This is a genomic window from Ureibacillus thermophilus, from assembly GCF_004331915.1.
GTDB classification, from domain to species: domain Bacteria; phylum Bacillota; class Bacilli; order Bacillales_A; family Planococcaceae; genus Ureibacillus; species Ureibacillus thermophilus.
In genome coordinates, this window is the sequence record NZ_CP036528.1 from 530252 (window position 1) to 552132 (window position 21881).

15 protein-coding genes and 6 pseudogenes are annotated in these 21881 nt (G+C 38.8%); 11 read left to right on the forward strand and 10 right to left on the reverse strand.

Features of this window, described 5'->3' with window-relative positions:
• Window positions 1-190 precede the first annotated feature (190 nt).
• From DKZ56_RS02515 to rlmH, 3 genes are all read left to right on the forward strand, one after another.
• Window positions 191-1459: a S1C family serine protease gene (locus DKZ56_RS02515; protein WP_208651167.1), complete on the forward strand. Its 1269-nt coding sequence runs from the start codon at window positions 191-193 to the stop codon at window positions 1457-1459.
• A 165-nt stretch (window positions 1460-1624) separates the two neighbouring features.
• On the forward strand, window positions 1625-1789 hold the full coding sequence (locus tag DKZ56_RS02520) for a CxxH/CxxC protein (protein ID WP_208651169.1): 165 nt from the start codon (window positions 1625-1627) through the stop codon (window positions 1787-1789).
• 126 nt (window positions 1790-1915) lie between these two features.
• A complete protein-coding gene (gene rlmH / locus DKZ56_RS02525; RefSeq protein WP_208651171.1) occupies window positions 1916-2395 on the forward strand; it encodes a 23S rRNA (pseudouridine(1915)-N(3))-methyltransferase RlmH in 480 nt (159 codons plus the stop codon).
• 642 nt (window positions 2396-3037) lie between these two features.
• Here the strand turns inward: rlmH and DKZ56_RS15455 are convergent.
• Window positions 3038-4045 (reverse strand): annotated as a pseudogene (locus DKZ56_RS15455) (recombinase family protein); the annotation flags it as partial.
• Window positions 4046-4382: 337 nt separating this feature from the next.
• Here DKZ56_RS15455 and DKZ56_RS02535 point away from each other — a divergent pair.
• Window positions 4383-5351, forward strand: coding sequence for a serine hydrolase domain-containing protein (locus tag DKZ56_RS02535; protein ID WP_096550003.1), 969 nt, complete (start codon window positions 4383-4385; stop codon window positions 5349-5351).
• 557 nt (window positions 5352-5908) lie between these two features.
• On the opposite strand, the pseudogene DKZ56_RS02540 reads toward DKZ56_RS02535, so the two are convergent.
• Window positions 5909-6298, reverse strand: a pseudogene (locus DKZ56_RS02540) (ATP-binding protein); the annotation flags it as partial.
• 82 nt (window positions 6299-6380) lie between these two features.
• On the opposite strand from DKZ56_RS02540, the pseudogene DKZ56_RS15460 reads away from it, so the two are divergent.
• Window positions 6381-6574, forward strand: a pseudogene (locus DKZ56_RS15460) (DDE-type integrase/transposase/recombinase); the annotation flags it as partial.
• A 36-nt stretch (window positions 6575-6610) separates the two neighbouring features.
• Here DKZ56_RS15460 and DKZ56_RS02545 read toward each other — a convergent pair.
• Window positions 6611-7525 carry a tyrosine-type recombinase/integrase gene (locus DKZ56_RS02545; protein ID WP_208651173.1) on the reverse strand — a complete coding sequence of 305 codons (915 nt, stop codon included), beginning with the start codon at window positions 7523-7525 and terminating at the stop codon, window positions 6611-6613.
• A 735-nt stretch (window positions 7526-8260) separates the two neighbouring features.
• Here DKZ56_RS02545 and DKZ56_RS02550 point away from each other — a divergent pair.
• The 4 genes and pseudogenes from DKZ56_RS02550 (at window position 8261) to DKZ56_RS02565 (ending at window position 11513) form a co-directional block, all read left to right on the forward strand.
• Window positions 8261-8989 carry a YqcI/YcgG family protein gene (locus tag DKZ56_RS02550; RefSeq protein WP_425471037.1) on the forward strand — a complete coding sequence of 243 codons (729 nt, stop codon included), beginning with the start codon at window positions 8261-8263 and terminating at the stop codon, window positions 8987-8989.
• Between the two features lie 57 nt (window positions 8990-9046).
• Window positions 9047-9679 carry a LysE family translocator gene (locus DKZ56_RS02555; RefSeq protein WP_016839582.1) on the forward strand — a complete coding sequence of 211 codons (633 nt, stop codon included), beginning with the start codon at window positions 9047-9049 and terminating at the stop codon, window positions 9677-9679.
• A gap of 344 nt (window positions 9680-10023) precedes the next feature.
• A pseudogene (locus tag DKZ56_RS02560) lies at window positions 10024-10369 on the forward strand (transposase); the annotation flags it as partial.
• A gap of 267 nt (window positions 10370-10636) precedes the next feature.
• Window positions 10637-11513 (forward strand): annotated as a pseudogene (locus DKZ56_RS02565) (IS982 family transposase).
• Window positions 11514-11684: 171 nt separating this feature from the next.
• Here DKZ56_RS02565 and DKZ56_RS15895 read toward each other — a convergent pair.
• From DKZ56_RS15895 to DKZ56_RS02600, 7 genes and pseudogenes are all read right to left on the reverse strand, one after another.
• Window positions 11685-11960, reverse strand: a complete 276-nt coding sequence (locus DKZ56_RS15895; protein ID WP_208652138.1) for a diguanylate cyclase domain-containing protein — start codon at window positions 11958-11960, stop codon at window positions 11685-11687.
• Window positions 11961-11974: 14 nt separating this feature from the next.
• Window positions 11975-12181: an antibiotic biosynthesis monooxygenase gene (locus DKZ56_RS15900; RefSeq protein WP_425471045.1), complete on the reverse strand. Its 207-nt coding sequence runs from the start codon at window positions 12179-12181 to the stop codon at window positions 11975-11977.
• 129 nt (window positions 12182-12310) lie between these two features.
• Window positions 12311-12406 (reverse strand): annotated as a pseudogene (locus DKZ56_RS02580) (NAD(P)H-binding protein); the annotation flags it as partial.
• 150 nt (window positions 12407-12556) lie between these two features.
• Window positions 12557-13264 (reverse strand): LutC/YkgG family protein, encoded by a 708-nt coding sequence (locus tag DKZ56_RS02585; protein ID WP_208651176.1) that lies wholly within the window; start codon window positions 13262-13264, stop codon window positions 12557-12559.
• Window positions 13261-14685, reverse strand: coding sequence for a LutB/LldF family L-lactate oxidation iron-sulfur protein (locus DKZ56_RS02590; RefSeq protein ID WP_208652139.1), 1425 nt, complete (start codon window positions 14683-14685; stop codon window positions 13261-13263). Before DKZ56_RS02590 ends, DKZ56_RS02585 begins: the two co-directional genes overlap by 4 nt.
• A 13-nt stretch (window positions 14686-14698) precedes the next feature.
• The gene (locus tag DKZ56_RS02595; RefSeq protein WP_208651178.1) at window positions 14699-15415 is read right to left on the reverse strand and encodes a (Fe-S)-binding protein; all 717 of its coding nucleotides are present in this window, start codon (window positions 15413-15415) and stop codon (window positions 14699-14701) included.
• 144 nt (window positions 15416-15559) lie between these two features.
• Window positions 15560-16279 carry a FadR/GntR family transcriptional regulator gene (locus DKZ56_RS02600; RefSeq protein WP_208651180.1) on the reverse strand — a complete coding sequence of 240 codons (720 nt, stop codon included), beginning with the start codon at window positions 16277-16279 and terminating at the stop codon, window positions 15560-15562.
• A gap of 207 nt (window positions 16280-16486) precedes the next feature.
• Between DKZ56_RS02600 and DKZ56_RS02605 the strand changes: the two genes are divergently transcribed.
• The gene (locus DKZ56_RS02605) at window positions 16487-18154 is read left to right on the forward strand and encodes an L-lactate permease (protein WP_208651182.1); all 1668 of its coding nucleotides are present in this window, start codon (window positions 16487-16489) and stop codon (window positions 18152-18154) included.
• Between the two features lie 73 nt (window positions 18155-18227).
• Window positions 18228-21656 (forward strand): pyruvate carboxylase, encoded by a 3429-nt coding sequence (gene pyc / locus DKZ56_RS02610; protein WP_208651184.1) that lies wholly within the window; start codon window positions 18228-18230, stop codon window positions 21654-21656.
• Window positions 21657-21881 lie beyond the last annotated feature (225 nt).

Genomic DNA, 21881 nt, shown 5'->3' on the forward strand with positions numbered 1-21881 from the left:
GGAAAGCGTCCCCGGAACGGAAATCAATTTTAATAACATATCAAAAAAACATCATTTTCTCCTTGGAGAAAATGATGTTTTTTTAGATTTGTCCCAACTTTTTTTTATCAAATTTTTAAGTGCATATTCATGTAATTTGTTTAAAATAGTTGTATCATAATATCGATGAGTGATAGAAAGGAGAAAGACTATGAGTTTTTATCAAAATAATAATGATTCAGATAAGGATTTCTCGTACTCTCCTTTACAAGAACAATTAAAACGCGAAGAAGAGGAAAAGAAAAATCGGCATCATCATAAAAAAGGAAAAAGCGCTTTCGGCTACTTTTTCAGTGGCTTTTTAGGCGTCGTGGTAGGGGCACTGCTCGTTTGGTTTTTAGTTTCTCCTTCAGAAGGTGAAGAGATAAGTACTTCTATCAAAAATAGCAGTGAATCGCCAAAAATTACACAAACGGCAACAGAGGTCACGACGGATGTAACGCAAGCCGTTGAGAAAGTATCGAAAGCAGTTGTCGGCATTACCAATATTCAAGAAGTATCAAACTTTTGGACTCGCCAATCCCAAGAAACAGAAGCGGGAAGCGGTTCAGGGGTTATTTATAAAGTGGATGGAAATAAAGCTTATATCGTAACAAATAACCATGTAGTTGAAAATGCTAAACAATTAGAAGTTACTTTAGCAGATGGAACAAAAGAAAAAGCGGAACTAGTGGGAAGCGATATTTGGACAGACTTAGCGGTTGTAACGATTCCAAGCAAAAATGTAGAAGCAGTTGCCCAATTCGGAGACTCTGACGTATTAAAACAAGGCGAAACGGTAATTGCTATTGGAAACCCATTAGGATTAGATTTCTATGGTTCAGTCACAACAGGAGTAATTTCCGGAAAAGACCGCTCCGTTCCGGTTGATTTAAACGGCGATGGATATGAAGATTGGGAAACAGAAGTATTGCAAACCGATGCCGCAATTAACCCTGGAAACAGCGGTGGGGCTTTAGTGAACATTGCCGGTGAATTAGTCGGCATTAACTCCATGAAAATCGCAGAGTCAGCTGTGGAAGGTTTAGGCTTTGCCATTCCAATCAATACAGTCATTCCGATTATTGAAGAACTTGAGAAAAATGGAGAAGTGAAACGCCCAACAATGGGAATTGGATTGCTTGATTTAACGGAAGTGCCTGCTTTCTATCAAAAAGAAACATTAAGATTGCCTGATAATGTAACAACAGGGGTAGTAGTGACAGAAGTGGTGCCTGGTTCTCCAGCAGATAGTGCAGGCATTGAAAAATACGACGTCATTGTCGAAATGGATGGCAAACCAATCGAAAACGCCATCGATTTGCGCCAGCATTTATACAATGAAACGAAAATCGGCGATACGGTAAAAGTGAAAATTTACCGCCAAGGAAAAACGATGGAATTGCAAGTGAAATTATTAACAGATGGCACCAAATTATAATTGTGGATAAATTCAAGTTATCCACATGATTTGTTCACAAAGGAGCAGGAAGGAAAAAGCCCAATATTTCCTGCTCTTTTTTTATTTGCTACAATGTTTTGTGGATAAAATAAGAAAAATGTGAATAAGTCTGTGGAAAAATAACTTTGAAAGGAGGAAAGGCTGATGAAAAAATATTGCTGCGAAATGCACGTAAATCATGCATTAGACGTAGTTGTTGCTGAAACCAAGGAATATCCGCTCTTAGAAAAATTAGAGGAAGAAGCAAAGTTATCCACAAAGTGCGACTACTGTGAAAATGAAGCAAAATATATTGTATCAAGAAAATAACTTTACACAAAATATAGATTTGATTTGTGGATATGTGTAAAACTTTTGTGGATAACTTGTTTATAAATAGGAAGTAGATGTGGATTTTCTGTGAATTTGTGAAAAGGATCATTAAAGGTGGAGAAAATGAATATTTCAATCATTTCAGTAGGAAAGTTAAAAGAAAAGTATTTAAAAATGGGAATAGATGAATATGCAAAACGCCTTTCGAACTATGCAAAAATCGATTTAATTGAAGTGGCCGATGAAAAAGCGCCTGAAGAATTGAGCGAGGCGGAAATGGAGTTGGTGAAAAAGAAGGAAGGAGAAAGGATTTTATCTAAAATTCCAGATGGTACATATGTGTACGCCCTTGCCATCGAAGGAAAAATGAAAACATCCGAAGAATTTGCAGAAGGCTTGGAAAAACTGATGACCTATGGTACAAGCAAAATCGCCTTTGTCATCGGCGGCTCCCTCGGTTTACATAAAGATGTATTCAATCGGGCAAATGAAAAAATCAGCTTCGGCCGCATGACCTTTCCCCATCAACTCATGCGGCTTATCTTGCTGGAGCAAATCTACCGCGGTTTTCGGATTATGAAGGGAGAACCGTACCATAAATAGAGGCAAAAATTGTTGTAGGTAAGTTGGTAATTCTTTATCGGAAGCGGGTATTGAAAAGGTGTGTTCATTATCCGTTTCGCGATATAACAAGTGGATTAGTGTAAAAGTTTTCGATATATTCATTTCAGTAAAATCAAATTCAAGTTCTATATTTTTTATGGTTCTGGTTCTATCTTTTTGCTTGATTGTTATATTTTCAATTAACAGCTGGAGTAGCTGTTTTTGATTTTCCCTAGATGTCTTCTTGTAAACAGATAGGAATTTTATAAGTAAATTTTCGATCAACTCTGGTTGGATTACTTTTGAATCGATAGAACCTAATTGTATTATAATTTCATTTTTCTTTAGTTCTAACTCTCTCTTTTCATTGGAGACCTTTTGTAATCTTTCTTGCAGTATATCCACAGGGAGAGTGTTTTTCTCAAAGGCTTCCATATACTTTGTTTGTAACTGTTCAATTTCCTTTAATCGCCTTTCAATCCCTACTAGTTCTTTATTAAGTTGGCTTATTAAATTAGCAGAACTAGAACTAATGTCTAGGAGAGTCTTATACAACTTTTTCTTATTAGAACTGAATTGTTCAATTTTCTTGATAACTGTATCTTCTGCTTCATATGCCTTAATGGAATTTGCTTTACAAGCAGCGGATCCTTTATTATGAAAATCGCTACAGACGTAATAACGGTGTTTTCGTTTCGTTCCATCTCTTCTTGTATGTGTTGTAATGGATGGAACCATTCCTTGACCACAATCAGGACAGCGTAAAAGGCCACTAAGTAAAAATGGTTCGTTTGATTGACGCTGCTTAAATGATTTACTTTTTCTCCTTGCTCGTACAACGTTCCATAGTTCGTCCGAAATTATAGCTTCGTGTTTTCCTTCAACTAGGATGGGGTTTGGATTTTTCCCTTTTCTCCGTTTGGTGTCCCAATTCTCAACTTTTAGCCAACTGATTTTACCGTTATATACAACATTGTCTAGGATTTGTGCTACACCGTTAATAGAAAAATGCCGGTTTCGCTTCGTTCTAAATCCTGCTTTATTTAAGTAGTTAGAAATTGCTCTTAGGCCTTTCCCATTTGCATACATATGATAGATTAGCTGTATTATCTTAGCTTCCTCTTCATTGATAACAAGCTCTTTCTTAACAGTGTCATATCCAAATACAACTCCGCCGTTCCATCGACCTTCTAATGCTCGTTGTTTCATTCCTAGTTTTACATTTTCGGATAAAGTATTACGCTCCATTTCAGCAATAGAAGCCATAATTTGAAGTACTAGGCGACCTATTGGACTACTGGTATCAAAGTTCTCCGAATAGGATATAAATTTCACGTTGTATTTTTCAAACTTATCTAGAATCATGAGTGTGTCTAACATATTTCTAGAGAGTCGAGATATTTTCCATACTATAACGGCATCAAATCTCTCATTTTCAACATCTTTAATTAGCCTCTGCATTTCAGGACGTCCATTTACCGATTTACCGCTAATTCCTTCATCGACATACTCATCGACTACTTCCCATTTATAAACTTGAGCATATTGCCGAAGTGTTTGAAGTTGTGCTGCTATACTGAAACCTTCTTTTGCTTGTTCTTCTGTACTAACGCGGGCGTAGATTGCTACTCTTTTTATTTCTGGTGTCATATTTATCCTCCTTTGCCTTTATAATACTATGAAAATATTGGAAAGGGAAAAAGGATTCAAGTTTCTATTTGTTTATAGCAAACCTAGTAAAAATAAATTGTAACCAAAAAAATAGATATGTTTAAGGAATTATTAATATGATGTTGAGTAAAAACGGAGTTGTAGAAAGCAAACTTATAATAACAGGAAGGATAGGTTGTTGAGAAAAGTTCAAAAAAAGAATTGAGAATAATTTTATAATAGATTATTCTTTATTACATCAATATTGATCAATCACTTTAATGAAAGGAATGTATTGATATATTTGACGTCAATGTATTAATACGAAAAGGTAAGTATGAATAATAATCCAATTACTAATTTTACGTATTTAATAGAAAATGATTATTCAAATATAGCAGGCATTGCTATTTCAAAAAATGGAAGTATGGTTTTTGAGCAATATTTTCATGAGTATACCAAGGATGATGCATTGCATGTGGCTTCTGTAACAAAAAGTATAGTATCAGCTCTTATTGGCATTGCAGTAGATAAAGGATATGTTAAAAATATAGAACAGAAAGTATTAGAGTTTTTCCCGGATTATACGATTAAGCGTGGCGAAAAAACAATACAAAATGTCACTATTAAAAATTTATTGACGATGACTGCACCATTTAAATACAAGTCGGAGCCGTATACAAAGGTCTATTCGAGTGATGATTGGGTAAAAGCCGCATTAGATTTACTAGGGGGAAAAAGCGATATTGGGGAGTTTAAATATACTACCGTTGGAATTAATATTTTGTCCGGTATTCTTACAAACGCAACTGGTCAGTCAGTGATTAATTTCGCTACAGAAAACTTGTTTAAACCTCTTGGAATAAAGGAGCCAAATAATGCATTTATACAAAACAAAGAAGATTATTTAGCTTTTCTCAAGGATAAATATGTAACTGGTTGGATGGCAGACCCTAAAGGTGTAAATACCGCCGGTTGGGGGCTTACTTTAACGCTAAGGGATATGATGAAGATAGGTCAGTTATATTTAAATGGTGGTTTATGGGACGGTAAGCAAATTTTATCTTCCAAATGGATAGATGACAGCACAAGTGAAAAGAGCCGATGGGGAGAGTTGTCATATGGTTACTTGTGGTGGATTGTTGATGATGGCTATGCAGCTTTGGGTGATGGCGGAAATATAATTTTCATAAATCCTAAAAAGAAAATAGTAGTTACTATTGCTTCTCGCTTTATGCCACGTGCCAAGGATAGAATTGAATTGATTAGAAAGCATATTATGCCATTGTTCGATCGAATAGTGTAAAGAGATTATGAAGTTTTCTTCTTAAACTATCAGGTGAGTTTGAGGATTATATTCAGAAACCAATAGACTTAGTTATACTAAATGATATTAAACCTGCTTTAAAGCCAACTATTCTAACGACTATTACATTTTCAGAACAGGATAAATAACTGGAGTATTAATTAGCAGTCTATTCGTTAAAAATAGACTGCTAATTAGCTTCAGACTAAGAAAGAATACAAATTTAACAGTAAAATGCCAACAAGTTGTTAAATAAGTTCATGACTTATCTCCTCAAATAAATCTTCATCAAACTCGTAAACTATTCTCTTGATCGTTCGATCTTTAGGTTTTTCTCCATTATTTACTTGAATTTCTTTAATAAGAAATCGGAGTAATTCTTTTTTATCATAATCGTCTAATAGGTTATAAAATGAATTAAAATCATTAGCAATGTGGTTAATTAATGGTAATAAGTCACTGCTATTCTTTAATTCTATCTGCTTTGTTAATAGTTGTATTTTGCAATAGAAAAGTGCAGAGAAATGCAATTAAAAATGCAGAGGTTTGCCACCCATTTAATTCCTTTTCGACAATGCGTGGGACAGTCTATAGCTCTCGCCGTGAAAAGAGATGATATGGGCGTGATGAATTAGCCTGTCCTCTAACGCTGCTGTTAAACGAGAATCTGTAAAGATCCGGTTCCATTGACTAAATTCTAAGTTAGATGTAATAATTACGCTTTTCTGTTCATAAAACTCCGATATAATTTGGAATAATAATTCAGCTCCTTCTTTACTAAATGGTAAGTATCCCATTTCATCTAAAATGACCAAATCAACCTTCTCCATCCGTTTTCTAAATGCTGATAAACGGTTGTTACGTAAAGCTTGCTCTAATTCCTCAACTAGGTGGGCAACACGGTAAAAACGAACCTCATAACCTAGTTCACAAGCTTTTCTCCCTAGTCCGTTTCGTCTTTGCAAAATCGTTATCCAAACACCTTCTGAACTGCTTGTTCCGGTTCTGGTGCAAAAATTTCAAGACAATTATCATGCAGCCGATTCGGATGGGAACACTATTGACTTTTTCCTTAGTAAAACGACAAATCAGCCAAGCGCTTCTTGAAAAAAGCCTTGGCTTTTTCACATGTATCCGCTCCGCGTGTCATTGCTGTAGATAATATCCAGTAGCAATGGAAGAGTTAAAGGAAGAAAAAAGGGATGCCAGAAAGCATCCAAATTTGATTCATCCGATGACGGATTGGTTCATCCATTCCTTCAGAATTTCGGCAACGCCTCCACGGCATCCGCCAAATCGCTGTAACTGTCTTTCAAGTATCTTGATGTCGTGGCGATATTGCTGTGGCCGGCGAGACGCCGCACTTTTTCGATGTCGTTGTTCGTCGCTTTTAACATCCACTTGCAAAACGTATGGCGAAACATATGGGGCGTCAGTTTTTTATTCGGCAGGCTGTAGCTTTCGATCATTCGCTGAATGCCTCTTACAGAAAACTTCGGAGAACGCTGGCTGTAAAAGACGTATGGCGATTCGGCCACATGCGGTTTCTTTTTCGCCATTTCCGCACGAAACTTAAGCCAATCCTCGAGTTCTGTCAGCAAGATATTCGAAATCGGTACCGTTCTTACCTTCATCCCTTTTCCCACGATCCGAATTCGTCTCATCTCTAAATCTAAGTCCGTTAATTTTAAATTTGATAACTCTTCCACTCGCAATCCCGCATAGGTAAGCAAATACACTACCGCACGGTCCCGACGATATTTCTCCTCGGGATCAACTCCCCGGCTTTGCACCGGTTTTTTCCGCATTCGATGCAACAAGTCCTCAAATTCTTCTTCCGTGAGCCACATAATCTTTTCGTTCTCTTCATCGGCCGATTTTAAATCCTGGATGTCTTTCATTGGGTTCTGTTCGATCTTATGATGTTCGACCGCCCACGCATAAAAGCTTCGCAGCGAATTGAGCCGGCGGTTGATCGTAGAGATGGCCAACGGTTTTCCCTCGGACGGGTTCAACATTTGCTGGATCCATTTGCGGATGTCAGCCGGCGTGACGTAATCGCCCGGACGGATATGTAAATCGTTGAAAAAGATATTCAAATCATTTGTATAGGAGATGATCGTGTTTGGGGAAGCACCTTTTTCCTGAAGGTATGTAACATACTCATTTAGCATCTTTTCCACCCTTTCACTTATACGACGAGTTTAAATAGATTCAAAGAGTGAATAATCGCTTTAAAAAATAACATTATATGACGAGTATATCATAAAAAAGAATAGATTGTTAGACATATAATGTAGATTATATGACTAGTTTGGATGATGTATAAAATTTTGTGTAACGCATTTTGTTAGAAGAAAAAGGTAGGATATTCTCTGATTTGGCTAAAAACAACATTCCAGAGAAAGGAGAACCCTACCTACGTCTAAAAGTATACCGAATTTATGAGGATTTGCCGAAGCACAGGAAGCCCTTCAACGAATGTTTGAAGAACGTTATCGTTAACCAAATATTGTGAATAAACAAAATAAGAGGATTCTCCCTTTCCACACAAAAGACTGAATATTAAGTCCTTTGTGTGGAAGAAATAGCCCCCACTCTATTCTAAATCCATTTCAGAGTACCCTATCTATCTTACATTACACAAAATTCTGTCTGTTCCAATATACGGTAGATTATACAGTATTTTTATAAAAACAACTTCATATACGGCGAATTATACGGTAATATATTATGGTGTAAAGATAATTCGTATTATTAATACGTTAAATATCTGTATTTAATCACGTATACAATTAATTGAAGGGTGAAAAATATTATGGAATTATTTGCTATGGATTAAAGATTTTGTGCTATACTTTTTATTAGGAAAAATAGAAAATAAATGTAGAATTTTGACAAGGAATTGAGTGGAGTTGAGTAGAAAAGTGTTGCAACGAGCCATTTCAATGTTAACCAAATCAGATCTCAAATATGGTAATAATATACCAGAATGGCTAAAAGATGAATATTCTTATTGGGAAAAAGTTGTTTCTGATAAGAATTTCCCTTGCCACTTTGGAACTATCGCTGAGAAAAAAGGCGATTTAAGATATTTTTATATAGAAAATCATGATTTAAGCCCTCTACCGAATGTATTAAGAGAGTTTTTGAAATTATCAAGAGAAAATGAGCATAATAAACATGCTTTGGTTGTTTTTGTGCAACCTGAAATTCCAGAACAGTCATTTGATTACTATGAAAATTATTTTTGGAATATTTTAAAATATCTACATGAGAATGATGAAAAAGAATGGAATGCAAATATTCCAACTGATCCAGATGATCCACTTTGGGAATTTTGTTTTGATGGAGAACCTATTTTTGTATCAGCTAATATGCCAGCATATAAACATAGAATTACTAGGAACATGGGAAAAAGCCTTATATTGATCTTTCAACCTAGAAGAATTTTTGCTGATATTACTCCAAAGGCTATTGATTTAATTCGATCAAAAGTAGAGTCGATAGAAAATCTCCCAATCCATCCGGATCTAGGAAGATATGGAGACGAAAGCAACAGAGAATGGAAACAGTATATAATCACTGATGACAATAATCCAAGAAAAGGGGTATGTCCATTCCATCCTAAATCTTGATAATCAGAATTACTGATTTGTACATCATACTAAGTTTATAAAGGTGTGTGGGGTTTTATGGCATTGTATCTTACTTATGTTATTGTGGGCCTTTCTATTGCCATGCCAATTGGAGCCATTTCTGTAGAAATGATCAAGCAAGGTCTCAAGAATGGCTTTTGGCATGGTTGGGCTGTTGGATTAGGAGGTATGACGATTGATTTAGCTTTAATCGCAGCATTTTATTTCGGATTAGCCTCCATTTTGAAGCAACCGTTTATTCAAATCCCGATGTGGATTGTTGGTGCAGTATTTTTGTTTTTAATTGGTTATGATTCTATTAAAAATGCGGATCATGATATCACATTATCAGGTGAAAAGCCAACAAAATCTTGGTTTTCTTCATATAGAAATGGTTTTCTTGTTGCGATATCTCCAGGGAATATAGTGTTTTGGCTAAGCGTATTCGGGTCGGTTCTTACCAACTCATATGATATGGCGAATCCAATTAAATTTATCACCATTGGGACGGGTGTGTTAACCGGAATTTTACTACATGACATTGGCTTATTAACCATTGTTTCTACTACAAGAAAGTTAATGAGCCGTTCGATGATAAAAGTAAGTTCTATTATTGCTGGTATAGTGTTAATTGGTTTTTCGGGTTATTTTGTTTATGAAGCTATTTCTGCAGTTAAACAATTGATTTAAATTATTTGGTGTTTGTCGACGGTAAATCTGACAGAATGAAGGTTGACGAGTTACCACATTTATGGTTTCTCATGTAAGAGCATAAGGAATTTTTGCCCTCACTGAAGGTGTGGAATCAGGCAGGGCCTGATAAAACGTAACAAAGAGGCTGTCCCAAAAGATCGGTAAAACGACCTTTTTGAGGACAGCCTCCTGCTTTTTCTTTTACATTATTTGGATATTTTTTGTTCTCTCAAAGGATCTGCTTCTTCTCATCCCCGTATGTTCTCCCTTTTTCTTTTTATTGGGTGGACGGTGGCCGCCCACTTTTTCAAATTGTGTGCAACACAAATCCCCCCCATTCCATGGTAATTTCTTTAGGGCAATGGGATATTGAGTTTGTGTTAGGCGATGCCGCGTATGGCAGCGAAAAGATTCGACAAACAGCCGAACAAGCAGGAATCTTATTCCTTTCTCCCATCAACCGCCGAAAATAGCGAGGAACGGAAAGATGCCTATGGCCGGGTTCTTCCTGTCTTTTTGAAAACGAGGTTTGGCCAATGGCTGTTTGGGCTTCGCCGCGGGATTGAACGGGTATTTAACGAGCGAAAGAGTGATGGGGTGGAACAGCCACGATGGTATGGATTTCATCGATATTTACTACATGTGTTATGCTGCATCCTTATGCATAACTTCGAGTTTTTACTCTAGTTTTGCAACACCATCATCAATTTGATGAACGGGGATATTTTATAATTCTAGATACATTTGAGTTCCGATAATCTTGATTATGTTGCATCTCAAATTTCTCAATGAAATGAGGATGTCCCAAAAGTGTTCGCATAGCGTTCGCTTTTGGGACATCCTCATTTTAAATAAATAAATTCTAATTAATAAAATCAGATAAGCATAAAAATAGCCCTTGCATGAGATCTTCTTAAAATGAAAGTGCGACCAAACATCAAAAGGAGAATCCCCATGCAAGAGCACTTTCATCTTACAACAGATCGAGCCAAACTTCAAAAACAATATGCAGCGATTTTATTCTTTGTATCCGCTCAACTGTCGAGCATCCAGATTCATCTTCAACGTCGAAATCGTCATTGGTTGAAACAGAAAGACGAAGTCATCATCACCATCCATGTCCTTGGAAAGTTGCTGGGCTTCACTTCCGAACGGGCTTGGCACCAGTTTGTGATCGGGAATTTGTTTCCCAAGGCCTTGTTCCCTGAACGTTCTCGGTACAACCATCGCTACCGAGCGCTTGGCTTTGCGACCAAGTGGATACGGCACCAGCTGGCCAAACGCGGGCAGACCATGCGTATGCGGTCGTGGACAGCTTGCCGATCGATCGGTGTCATTCATCCCGAATGTATCGTGCCAAACGGTTTCGTGGAATTGCCGATATTGGCTATTGTGCTTCGAAAAAGATCGCTTTCTATGGGTTGAAACTTCATCTGCAGGTCACCGACCAAGGGCTTCCGATGGGATATGTCGTCACTGAAGCGTCTTGTCATGATCGGATGGCTGCGGAGACCGTCATGACACAAATTCCACATCCGTATAACCTAGGTGACAAAGGGTATATCAGCCAAAAGCTGCAAAAGAAGCTGTACGAAGAGCATCGAATCGCTTTTTGGACGCCCGTTCGAAAAAATCAGCGAATTCGCCAATCGGACGCATGGAAACAGTGGATGAAGCGAAAACGTAAAGTGGTGGAAACCGTGTTTTCGATTTTAGTCGATTCGTATCGGATCACCGAGATTCGAGCAAACTCGGTTTCTGGATTTGAAACGGCACTGGATGGTATTTTACTGGCTTACTCCTTGTTGTTCTTGGGCTAGTTGAGCGTTAAGACTCAACTAGCACCACGGGTATCAAATATATCTATCTAAAACAATAAAATTTTAAAAAAAAGACCAGCACTTAGAATATGTGCCAGGCATTTTTTTTATAGTTCAAAGAGTTTGCGCCATATTTCTTTCTTTTTTCTTTGCCATATACAAAGCTTGATCAGCACGTTTGATTAAAGTTTTGGGAACGTCATATGACCTGCAAAGCGGAATAAATGGTTTTCAATGATATTTCTCAGCTTTTCTGCTGCCAGCTCTGTCGCTTCAAGCAAGGTTTTATCCTTTAAGATGATTATGAATTCTTCTCCTCCCCAATGTCCAAATAAGTCGTCAGGCTGAAGAAAATTTTTTACTAAAGAGGTTAGAGAGGTTGGTGATAAGGCATATAGTAAGGAGAAAAAATGGGTACAATTTAAGCCTGAGAAAAACCTAATAAGGGAATTTCTCAGGCTTTAGAATTTTATTACGCTCTTTCTAAAATAGAGGCAATCTCTGAAATAATGATCTCACTTCCAAAAATAGGAGAGTGTTCTTTGGAATTTTCAGGAGGATTATGGGCTTCTTTAAAAAGGTCGCTGCTTCTCCAACGTGTGAAGTCTTCAATGGATTCCCAATACATATTGACGTTCATTTCATCATAATCTGCAAGATTTTTTGTAATTAGTCTTATTTTTTAAATCCTTCGAACTATCCATTTGTTTTTCTAATCAATGAGGCGTTTAAAGAAATTGAAAAAATTAAACCGGATACATCTTATGAAAAAGAATGGATTAAAAAACAATAAAAATAAGAGACCATTGCGGACAAAGGCTGTGACTTCAAACCCTTTTTCTAATGCTTGTTTTACGACATGACGTCCCACAGCGCCAGTTGCTCCAAAGACAATAATTTTCATAGCGCTCCCCCCTTCCGTTCGACGGTAAATCTCCCTTGTGAATCAATAGAATTGAGAGATTTGAAACGCTAGCAAGCTGCCTAGTTTGGAGCACTAAAAAAGCGGCAAAATGTTGTGCAATCAACATCCTGCCGTTTTCATAGAAAATGTTTATTGATCTTCAATGACAATATAAGTTGCTTTCACGGGGCCATGCACACCGACAATTAGTACCGATTCAATATCTGCTGAATTGCTTGGGCCAGACATAAATAAAATGCAAGAAGGTATCGGTTGTCCCTTTTCAATTTGCTGATGGATTTTTTGAGCAGCTTGCGTCATTCTTGGAACAATTGAACTTTTTGGAATCAGCACGATGATATTTTGCGGCAAAAAGTTCATGGTGCGTCCCCGGTTCGGATGGCTATAGAGCATGGCCGTTGCTGATTCAGCTAAAGTCATTTCGCTGATGGTGATGGCGATGTTTGCCTTTTCCGCTTGGCGGATGTTTTCTTCAGGCGTATCTGGATTCCACTCGTAAAGTTTTATACCTGTTTCGGGCCAACACTCCATCAATTTGTTCATTCCAAACTTTTCAAATCGCTCGTCCTTCCATGTGATAACCGATTCACCGCCATAATCGGTTACAACTTGCTGAAGGGTATTGGCCAAATTCGCCGTATCCGTTTGTACGAAGGTTGTATGAATGTTCTTGCATTGTTGTTTTAAAACTTCCACTAATTCATCTTGAGAAGCATTTTTCAATACCTCCAGTTGAGGGGAATGCTTCCAAACCGGACGTTCCACTTTTGTTCGAACAGGGCGGCCGAGGCTTTTGGCAATTTGATTTAGGAATTCATCGCGATTTTGAATCGTCATGATTTCTCTCCTTTCTGACGCTGCTTCATCCAATGGCGGAAGCTTTCTTTATTCGGTGCAGGAAAATCCCGCACTTCCGTCCAAGCTTTTAATGGCCCTGGCCCGTGTGTGATTTTGTCATCTTTTACAAAAGGAGACATGACGGGTGAAGCGACTTTGGTTGCCATATTAAAGAGCGGTGAAGTGGATGCGCCCAGTCCAAAGGCTTTCATGATCAGACGTTCGGAAATTGGTGCCTTGCCTTCCTGTTCCACTATTTTTTGGCGATGCAAATGTAATAATTGATGCAAAGGGATTTTTACAGGGCATACTTCTGTACATGCACCGCAAAGGCTTGATGCATACGGCAATTCTTTGAAGTCGTCATATCCTCCAAGCAGCGGCGATAAAACGGCGCCGATTGGGCCAGAATAAATTGACCCGTAAGTGTGGCCGCCTACATGGCGATACACTGGACAAACATTGACACATGCTGCACAGCGGATGCATTGTAGTATAGGCTGGAATTCCGTGCCTAAAATTTTCGAGCGTCCATTATCTACAATGACTAAGTGGAATTCTTCCGGACCGTCTGTTTCGTTTTCTCCTTTTGGGCCTGTCAGCAATGTGACATAGCTTGTTAATCGTTGGCCGACCGAGCTGCGAGTTAATAGGCTGACGAGAACTTCCATTTCCTCAAAGGTTGGTACAATTCTTTCCATCCCCATTACCACGATTTGAGTTTTTGGCAGAGCTGAGACAAGGTCTGCATTTCCTTCATTTGTCACTAAAGTCACTGTGCCGCTTTCGGCAATGGCAAAGTTGCATCCTGTAATGCCGATGTCTGCTGTTAAATATTCCTCGCGCAGCTTTTTGCGGGCAAACAGCGCCATTTCTTCAGGTTGTTCTGATTTGTCGTAGCCAACTTTTGCAAAGATTTCCCGTATTTGATGGCGGTTTTTATGCAATGATGGCACAATGATGTGTGAAGGTGGTTCATGGTCATTTAATTGTAAAATGAACTCTGCCAGATCGGTTTCCACCACTTTGCAGCCGGCTTCTTCCAACGCTGCGTTTAGATTGATTTCTTCTGTCACCATCGATTTAGATTTAACAATTTTTTTCGCTTCTTTTTGAATGGCGATGTTTTTTATATAGTTCGATGCGTCTTCTTTTGTTTTCGCGAAAAATACATGGCCGCCTCGTTTGGCCACATTTTCGCTCAACTCATAAAGATATGCATCTAAATTTTCTAAAACGTGTTTTCGAATTTCTTCTCCATGAGCTCTCCATTCTTCCCAATTTCCTAATTCCTCCACGCGAGCTTGACGGCGGGTTTGAAATCGGGCTTGGGCAGCGGAGATAGCGCCTCGCATAAAGGCATCGTTTAAGTTCGTCTCCACGCGTTCTTTAAATTGTTCATCACTTGTTTTCATAGCCATCATGAATCCCCCCTTAGCGACTATTTAACACTTCTGCAATATGCATAACGCGAATCGGCTTTCCAGTGCGGCTGATTCTTCCTCCAATATTAATAAGGCATCCGGCATCTGCACCAACTAAAATATCCGCTCCTGTTTCTTCGATATTGCGAACTTTTTCATCCACCATTTCTCCAGAAATATTTCCCATTTTCACAGAGAATGTACCGCCAAATCCACAGCAGCGCTCGTTTCCTGGAAGTTCAACATATTCCAGTCCTTCAACATTTTGAAGTAATCGGATGGGTGCATCTTTTACTCCTAAAAGTCTCGTCATATGACAAGATGTATGATAAGTAGCTTTGCCTTTTAACCGGGCTCCGACATTTTCAATTTTTAAAACGTTTACAATAAAGTCGGTTAATTCATAGGTTTTATCTGCTAAACGTTGCGCTCTTTGTTCCCATTCCGGATCCCCTTTAAAAATATGCGGATACTCTTTGAACATATATGCGCAAGAACCTGATGGCGTAACAACATATTCTGCATGTTCAAATGCTTTAATCATGTTTTTCATGGAACCTTTTGATTCTTCTACATATCCGCTGTTATAAGCCGGCTGTCCGCAGCAAACTTGTGATGTAGGAAAATCGATTTCACAACCAAGCCGTTCAAGAAGTTCAACAGTCGCTTTTCCTACATTCCCTTGAAACATATCGACAAGGCATGTCACAAATAATGAGACTTTCATTATGAATCCCCCTATAATCCTACGTGAATCGACAGGTCATCAGATGACTTAAATAGTAACACGTTTTTTTAAATTCTACTATAATTTTTTGAAAATACAAAACATAAAAAAGTGCAGAAGCTGATTAAACTTCTACACTTTTCCTTATTCAGCCACATCGAAATATTTCATTAAAATTTCTTCTACGTTATTTAAATGGGAATACATGGCGAGTTCTGCTAGTTCGGGATTTTGTTGTTTGATAGCTAAATAAATTTGCATATGTTCATCATATAATTGTTCAATCGTGGTTTGTTTAGAAAATAACCAAATGCGCCTTGTTTCTCGCATTAATTCAATCGTAAGCCCAGATACTTGGTTTAGTAAATTAGGTAGCAGAGGGTTGTGGGAAGCATTTGCAATGGCCTTATGGAATTCGAAATCCGCTTTTTCACCAAGCTCTTCATCCCCTTCTACGTTTTTCATTTCCTCAAGGATTCCTTCTAAAATGACAAGATCTTCTTTTGTTCTGTTTTTCGCTGCGCTTCTTGCCGTCCCAACTTCAAGAATTTTTCTTAATTCAAGCAAATGAGGGACGTATTCTCTGTATGTAATAATGGCCGTAGAAAGAGGAAATTCCAGTTTTTGTTTAGGGAAGTTTTTCACAAATGTGCCAGAGCCTTGTTTTATTTCAATCAGCCCCATTGCTTTTAAGGCTGATAATGCTTCACGGACAGCGGATCTACTGACTTGTAATTGCTCTGCTAAATATTCAACAGAATCTAAACGGTCACCTGGTTTTAGTTCGCCTGTACGGATCTTTTCATAAAGAATTTCACAAACTTCTTCGTAAATTTTTTTCGTTTTTACTTTTGCAAGTTTCAAATAGTCCACCTCGTTTTTCAAGCAAAATCGGTAAATTAATTATACATTATACCGAAAGTACAATGAAAAATCTTCTCGTTCAGAGAAGATAAAAGTGTAACTCAAGTAAAACAACATTGAATTTTAAAAAAATTCAATTTATAATCTAAGTCATAAGGTCATCAGATGACTTGATAGGGGATATTTTGAAACATTGGGGGAAAGAGCATGACATTTACTCAAAATTTTACAGCAGTTGGAAACAGTTTAGGGTGGACAGCCCTGGTTGCAACAATTCCTATTTTATATTTTTTCTGGGCGCTTGCTATTAAAAAAATGAAAGGGTATATGGCGGGGCTAACCACTTTAATTATAGCTATCGTCATTGCAGTTTTAGCATTTAAGGTGCCCGTTTTGACAGCAGTAGCATCTGCTTCGCAAGGGGCTGTATATGGAATCATTCCAATTGGCTGGATTATCATTACGTCCGTATTTTTATATAACTTGACGGTAAAAACCGGACACTTTGATGTTATTCGTTCATCGGTGTTATCTATTACTGAAGATCGTCGTATTCAGGCTCTATTGATAGCCTTTTCTTTTGGGGCATTTTTGGAAGGGGCAGCAGGATTTGGCGCTCCGGTTGCCATTACAGCGGCGTTGCTAGTAGGGTTGGGTTTTAAACCGTTGCAAGCGGCGGGCCTTTGTTTAATTGCAAACACAGCTCCTGTAGCTTTCGGGGCTATTGGGGTACCGATTACCGTAATGGAAGGGATTACAGGGATTCCTGCTTTAGAAATTTCAAAAATGGTAGGCCGTCAATTGCCTATTATTGCCGTATTTATTCCATTTGTTTTAGTGGTGATTATGGTCGGTTTTAAACGGGCTTTTGAAGTGCTGCCTGCAATTTTAGTATCCGGTATTTCGTTTGCAGTGGCGCAATTTTTAAGTTCCAATTATTTGGGCGCCGAATTGCCGGATATTATTTCATCCTTAGTATCCTTAGTAGCTTTAGCGATTTTCTTGCGCTTTTGGCAGCCAAAACATATTTATCGTTTTGAAACGGATGGCCAAATGGAGGATACAAAAAATCATTATACTAGTGGACAAATTTTAAGGGCTTGGTCTCCGTTTATTGTATTAACGCTATTTATTTCTGCCTGGGGAATTCCATCCTTCAAAAAGGCGTTATTAGGTACATATGAAGGCGGGAACGCATTTTTAACCTTTGTGAATAACATTGGTGGTGCGCTCACGTTCTATCCGGAAGTACCGTTTTTACATAATCAAGTGATTGATGGTTCAACAGGCAAAGAAATTGCGGCAGTGTATAAATTCGAATTATTAGGTGCTGCGGGAACAGCCATTTTATTTGCTGCTATAGTATCTAAGTTTCTATTGAAAGTTTCTTGGGGTAAATGGGTAAAAACTTTTGGTGAAACCATCAACGAAATTAAATTCCCGCTTTTAACTATTTGCTGCGTTGTTGGTTATGCTTATGTGGCAAACACAGCCGGCATGATGACGACTTTAGGTTTAGTATTGGCAAAAACAGGAGCTTTATTCCCGTTCTTCTCGCCGGTGCTTGGCTGGATTGGTGTGTTTGTTACAGGTTCGGATACATCTTCCAACGTATTGTTTGCCAAGTTGCAGCAAGTTACGTCTGAATCCATCGGCATGGATCCGGTTCTTGCGTTGGCTGCCAACACATCGGGAGGCGTGACTGGAAAAATGATTTCGCCGCAAACATTAGCTGTAGCTGCTGCAGCGGTGGGATTAATTGGAAGAGAATCAGAGTTGTTAAAATTTGCCTTAAAATATAGTCTCATTTTACTTCTCTGCATATGTATCATTACATTTTTGCAAAGCACGGTACTTACATGGATGATTCCATAAGTTCTGAAATCTTAGCAGTATTGTCTGTTATAGATGATGCTGCTAACAATTTTGAGTAATGGGGGGAAAACTTATGAAAAAAATTGAAAAAGTCTTAGTAGCAAACCGCGGCGAAATTGCCATCCGCATTTTCCGCGCATGTACTGAATTGAAAATAAAAACCGTTGCAATTTATTCCCATGAGGATAGCGGTGCCATTCATCGTTTTAAAGCGGATGAATCCTATTTAGTAGGAAATGGAAAAAAACCGATTGATGCTTATTTAGATATTGAAGGAATTTTAAAAATAGCAAAAGAAGCAAATGTGGATGCTATTCACCCGGGATATGGCTTTTTATCAGAGAATGTAGAGTTTGCTCGCCGTTGCGAAGAAGAAGGAATCATCTTCATTGGACCAAAATCAAAACATTTAAGCATATTTGGGGATAAAGTAAAGGCTCGCGAACAAGCCATCGCTGCTGGAATTCCTGTCATTCCAGGTACAGATAGGCCAGTAAAAAGTTTGGAAGAAGTTGAACAGTTTGCAGATACATACGGCTACCCCATTATGATTAAAGCTGCACTTGGCGGTGGAGGCAGAGGAATGCGCCTTGTGGAAAAGGCAAGCGATTTAAAAGAGGCTTTTGAACGGGCCAAATCCGAAGCAAAAGCGGCTTTTGGTTCGGATGAGGTTTACGTGGAAAAAGCCATTGTTAAACCAAAACATATAGAGGTTCAAATTTTAGGGGATGAAGCCGGCAATATCGTGCATTTATATGAACGGGATTGCTCAATTCAACGCCGCCATCAAAAAGTGGTAGAGATTGCGCCATCTATCTCAATTTCAGAAGAGTTGCGCCGCCGCATTTGCGAAGCAGCTGTAAAATTGATGAAAAATGTGCAGTATGTGAATGCAGGGACAGTGGAGTTTTTAGTAACGGGCGATAATTTTTACTTTATTGAGGTAAACCCGCGCATTCAAGTGGAACATACCATTACCGAAATGATTACAGGAGTTGATATTGTTCAGGCGCAAATTAAAATTGCGGAAGGTCATGGACTACACAGTAAAGCAATTCGGATTCCTGAGCAAGAAAAGATTCCTTTATTTGGCTATGCCATTCAATCACGGATTACAACGGAAGATCCAAAAAACCATTTTATGCCGGATACAGGAAAAATTATGGTGTATCGCTCATCCGGCGGTTTTGGTGTCCGTTTAGATGCAGGGAACGGTTTCCAAGGCGCAGTTGTTACTCCTCACTATGATTCGTTGCTTGTGAAACTATCGACTTGGGGAAGAACCTTTGAAGAAGCAGCGCAAAAAATGGATCGCAATTTGCGGGAGTTCCGTATTCGAGGTGTGAAAACCAATATTCCGTTTTTAGAAAATGTCGTAAACCATGAGAAATTTTTAAGCGGCCAATTCGATACAAGCTTTATTGATACAACACCGGAATTATTTGAATTTAAAGAACGGAAAGACCGTGCGACAAAGCTGTTAAACTATATCGGCAATGTGACATTAAATGGCTTCCCTGGAATCGAAAAGCGGCCAAAACCAATCTTTGTTCAGCCTCATATTCCGACTGTACCTGAAAAAAAGGTAACTGGTACAAAACAAATTTTAGATGAAGAAGGCGTGGCTGGACTTATCCAATGGATTAAAGCCCAAGATGATGTACTGCTTACCGATACAACATTCCGGGATGCCCATCAATCGCTCCTTGCCACACGCGTTCGTTCGAAAGATATGTTTGAAATTGCCGATGCTACAAGCCAATTGATGAACGATTTCTTCTCCCTTGAAATGTGGGGAGGTGCAACTTTCGATGTAGCGTATCGCTTTTTAAAAGAAGACCCTTGGGATCGATTGGAAACATTGCGCAAAAAAATTCCAAATATCTTGTTCCAAATGTTATTTAGAGGAAGCAATGCGGTAGGGTATTCCAACTATCCGGATAACGTCATCCGCGAGTTTATAAAATTATCAGCTCAGTCCGGTATTGATGTATTCCGCATTTTCGATTCATTGAACTGGGTAAAAGCGATGGAAGTGGCCATTGACGAAGTTCGCCTCAACGGAAAAGTGGCAGAAGCGGCAATCTGCTATACGGGCGATATTTTAGATGATGGAAGAGCAAAATATACGGTGCAATATTACAAGGAAATGGCAAAACAATTAGAACAGGCCGGCGCGCATATTTTAGCCATTAAAGATATGGCAGGGCTGCTTAAACCAAATGCAGCTTATCGTTTAATTTCCGAATTGAAGGAAACAACAGATTTGCCAATTCATCTTCATACCCATGATACAAGCGGAAATGGGATTTTCGTTTATGCAAAAGCCATTGAAGCTGGAGTGGACATTATTGATACGGCATTAGGTTCCATGGCTGGCTTAACATCTCAGCCAAGCGCCAATTCGCTCTACTATGCTTTAAGCGGCGAAAAACGGCAAGTTAGAGCGGATATAGAATCCCTTGAAAAACTATCTTACTATTGGGCGGATGTGCGAAAATATTATGTGGATTTCGAAAGCGGCATGAATGCCCCTCATTCAGAAGTGTATGTACACGAAATGCCTGGCGGACAATACAGCAACTTGCAGCAACAAGCGAAAGCAGTAGGGCTTGGGGACCGCTGGGAGCAAGTAAAGAAAATGTATTCCCGCGTCAATTTAATGTTTGGCGATATTGTAAAAGTAACGCCATCATCAAAAGTTGTTGGCGATATGGCGCTTTTTATGGTGCAAAATGATTTAGATGAAGAAAATATTTTTGAGCGCGGGAAAACGCTTGACTTCCCTGATTCCGTCATTGAATTTTTCCAAGGTTATCTAGGACAGCCTTATGGCGGATTCCCGAAAAAACTGCAAAAGCTTATACTAAAAGACCGCAAGCCAATTACGGTGCGCCCTGGTGAACTGCTTGAGCCGGTTGATTTTAGTAAACTTGCTGTTGAGCTGGAAGAAAAAGTCGGATTCAAACCGACTGAGAAAGACTTAATCTCCTATGCACTATATCCAAAAGTATTTGAAGAATACGCTAAAGTGCGTGCCCAATATGGTGACATTTCTGTATTAGATACTCCAACATTCTTATATGGTTTGCGCCTGGGCGAAGAAATTGAAGTGGAAATTGAAAAAGGAAAAACATTGATTATTAAATTAGTGTCCATTGGCGAGCCTCAACATGATGGTACACGGGTAATTTACTTTGAAATTAACGGCCAACCTCGGGAAATTGTCGTACAAGATATGACGGTGGAGGCAACGGGTAATAAAGCCGTCAAAGCGGACCCATCCAATCCAAATCAAATCGGTGCAACGATGCCGGGTACAATTTTGAAAGTGGTAGTATCTAAAGGCAGTCCGATCAAGCGGGGCGACCATTTATTAATTACGGAAGCCATGAAGATGGAAACAACTGTGCAGGCGCCAAAAGACGGTGTGGTAAAAGAAATTTACGTCAAAGAGGGCGATTCTATTTCTACAGGCGACCTATTAATCGAAATCGAATAAATAAGAGGTTGGGACAAATCTAAAAAAACATCATTTTCTCCAAAGAGAAAATGATGTTTTTTTGATATGTTATTAAAATTGATTTCCGTTCCGGGGACGCTTTCCGCGGGCCCTCCTCTGAGTCATTCCTTCGCTCCTCGTGGTCTCGAGAGGGCTCGTCTCAGGAAAGCTTTGAATTTACTTCCTTGAACTTTCTCCGCTTTGCGACTAAGCGTGCGCGACAGA

What these genes read in the sequence shown, in the direction of transcription:
- DKZ56_RS02515 (WP_208651167.1), top strand. Translation starts at nt 191, where the DNA reads ATGAGTTTTTATCAAAATAATAATGATTCAGATAAGGATTTCTCGTAC.
- DKZ56_RS02520 (WP_208651169.1), top strand. Translation starts at nt 1,625, where the DNA reads ATGAAAAAATATTGCTGCGAAATGCACGTAAATCATGCATTAGACGTA.
- rlmH (WP_208651171.1), top strand. Translation starts at nt 1,916, where the DNA reads ATGAATATTTCAATCATTTCAGTAGGAAAGTTAAAAGAAAAGTATTTA.
- DKZ56_RS02535 (WP_096550003.1), top strand. Translation starts at nt 4,383, where the DNA reads ATGAATAATAATCCAATTACTAATTTTACGTATTTAATAGAAAATGAT.
- DKZ56_RS02545 (WP_208651173.1), bottom strand. Translation starts at nt 7,525, where the DNA reads ATGCTAAATGAGTATGTTACATACCTTCAGGAAAAAGGTGCTTCCCCA.
- DKZ56_RS02555 (WP_016839582.1), top strand. Translation starts at nt 9,047, where the DNA reads ATGGCATTGTATCTTACTTATGTTATTGTGGGCCTTTCTATTGCCATG.
- DKZ56_RS02585 (WP_208651176.1), bottom strand. Translation starts at nt 13,264, where the DNA reads ATGACGATTCAAAATCGCGATGAATTCCTAAATCAAATTGCCAAAAGC.
- DKZ56_RS02590 (WP_208652139.1), bottom strand. Translation starts at nt 14,685, where the DNA reads ATGGCTATGAAAACAAGTGATGAACAATTTAAAGAACGCGTGGAGACG.
- DKZ56_RS02595 (WP_208651178.1), bottom strand. Translation starts at nt 15,415, where the DNA reads ATGAAAGTCTCATTATTTGTGACATGCCTTGTCGATATGTTTCAAGGG.
- DKZ56_RS02605 (WP_208651182.1), top strand. Translation starts at nt 16,487, where the DNA reads ATGACATTTACTCAAAATTTTACAGCAGTTGGAAACAGTTTAGGGTGG.
- pyc (WP_208651184.1), top strand. Translation starts at nt 18,228, where the DNA reads ATGAAAAAAATTGAAAAAGTCTTAGTAGCAAACCGCGGCGAAATTGCC.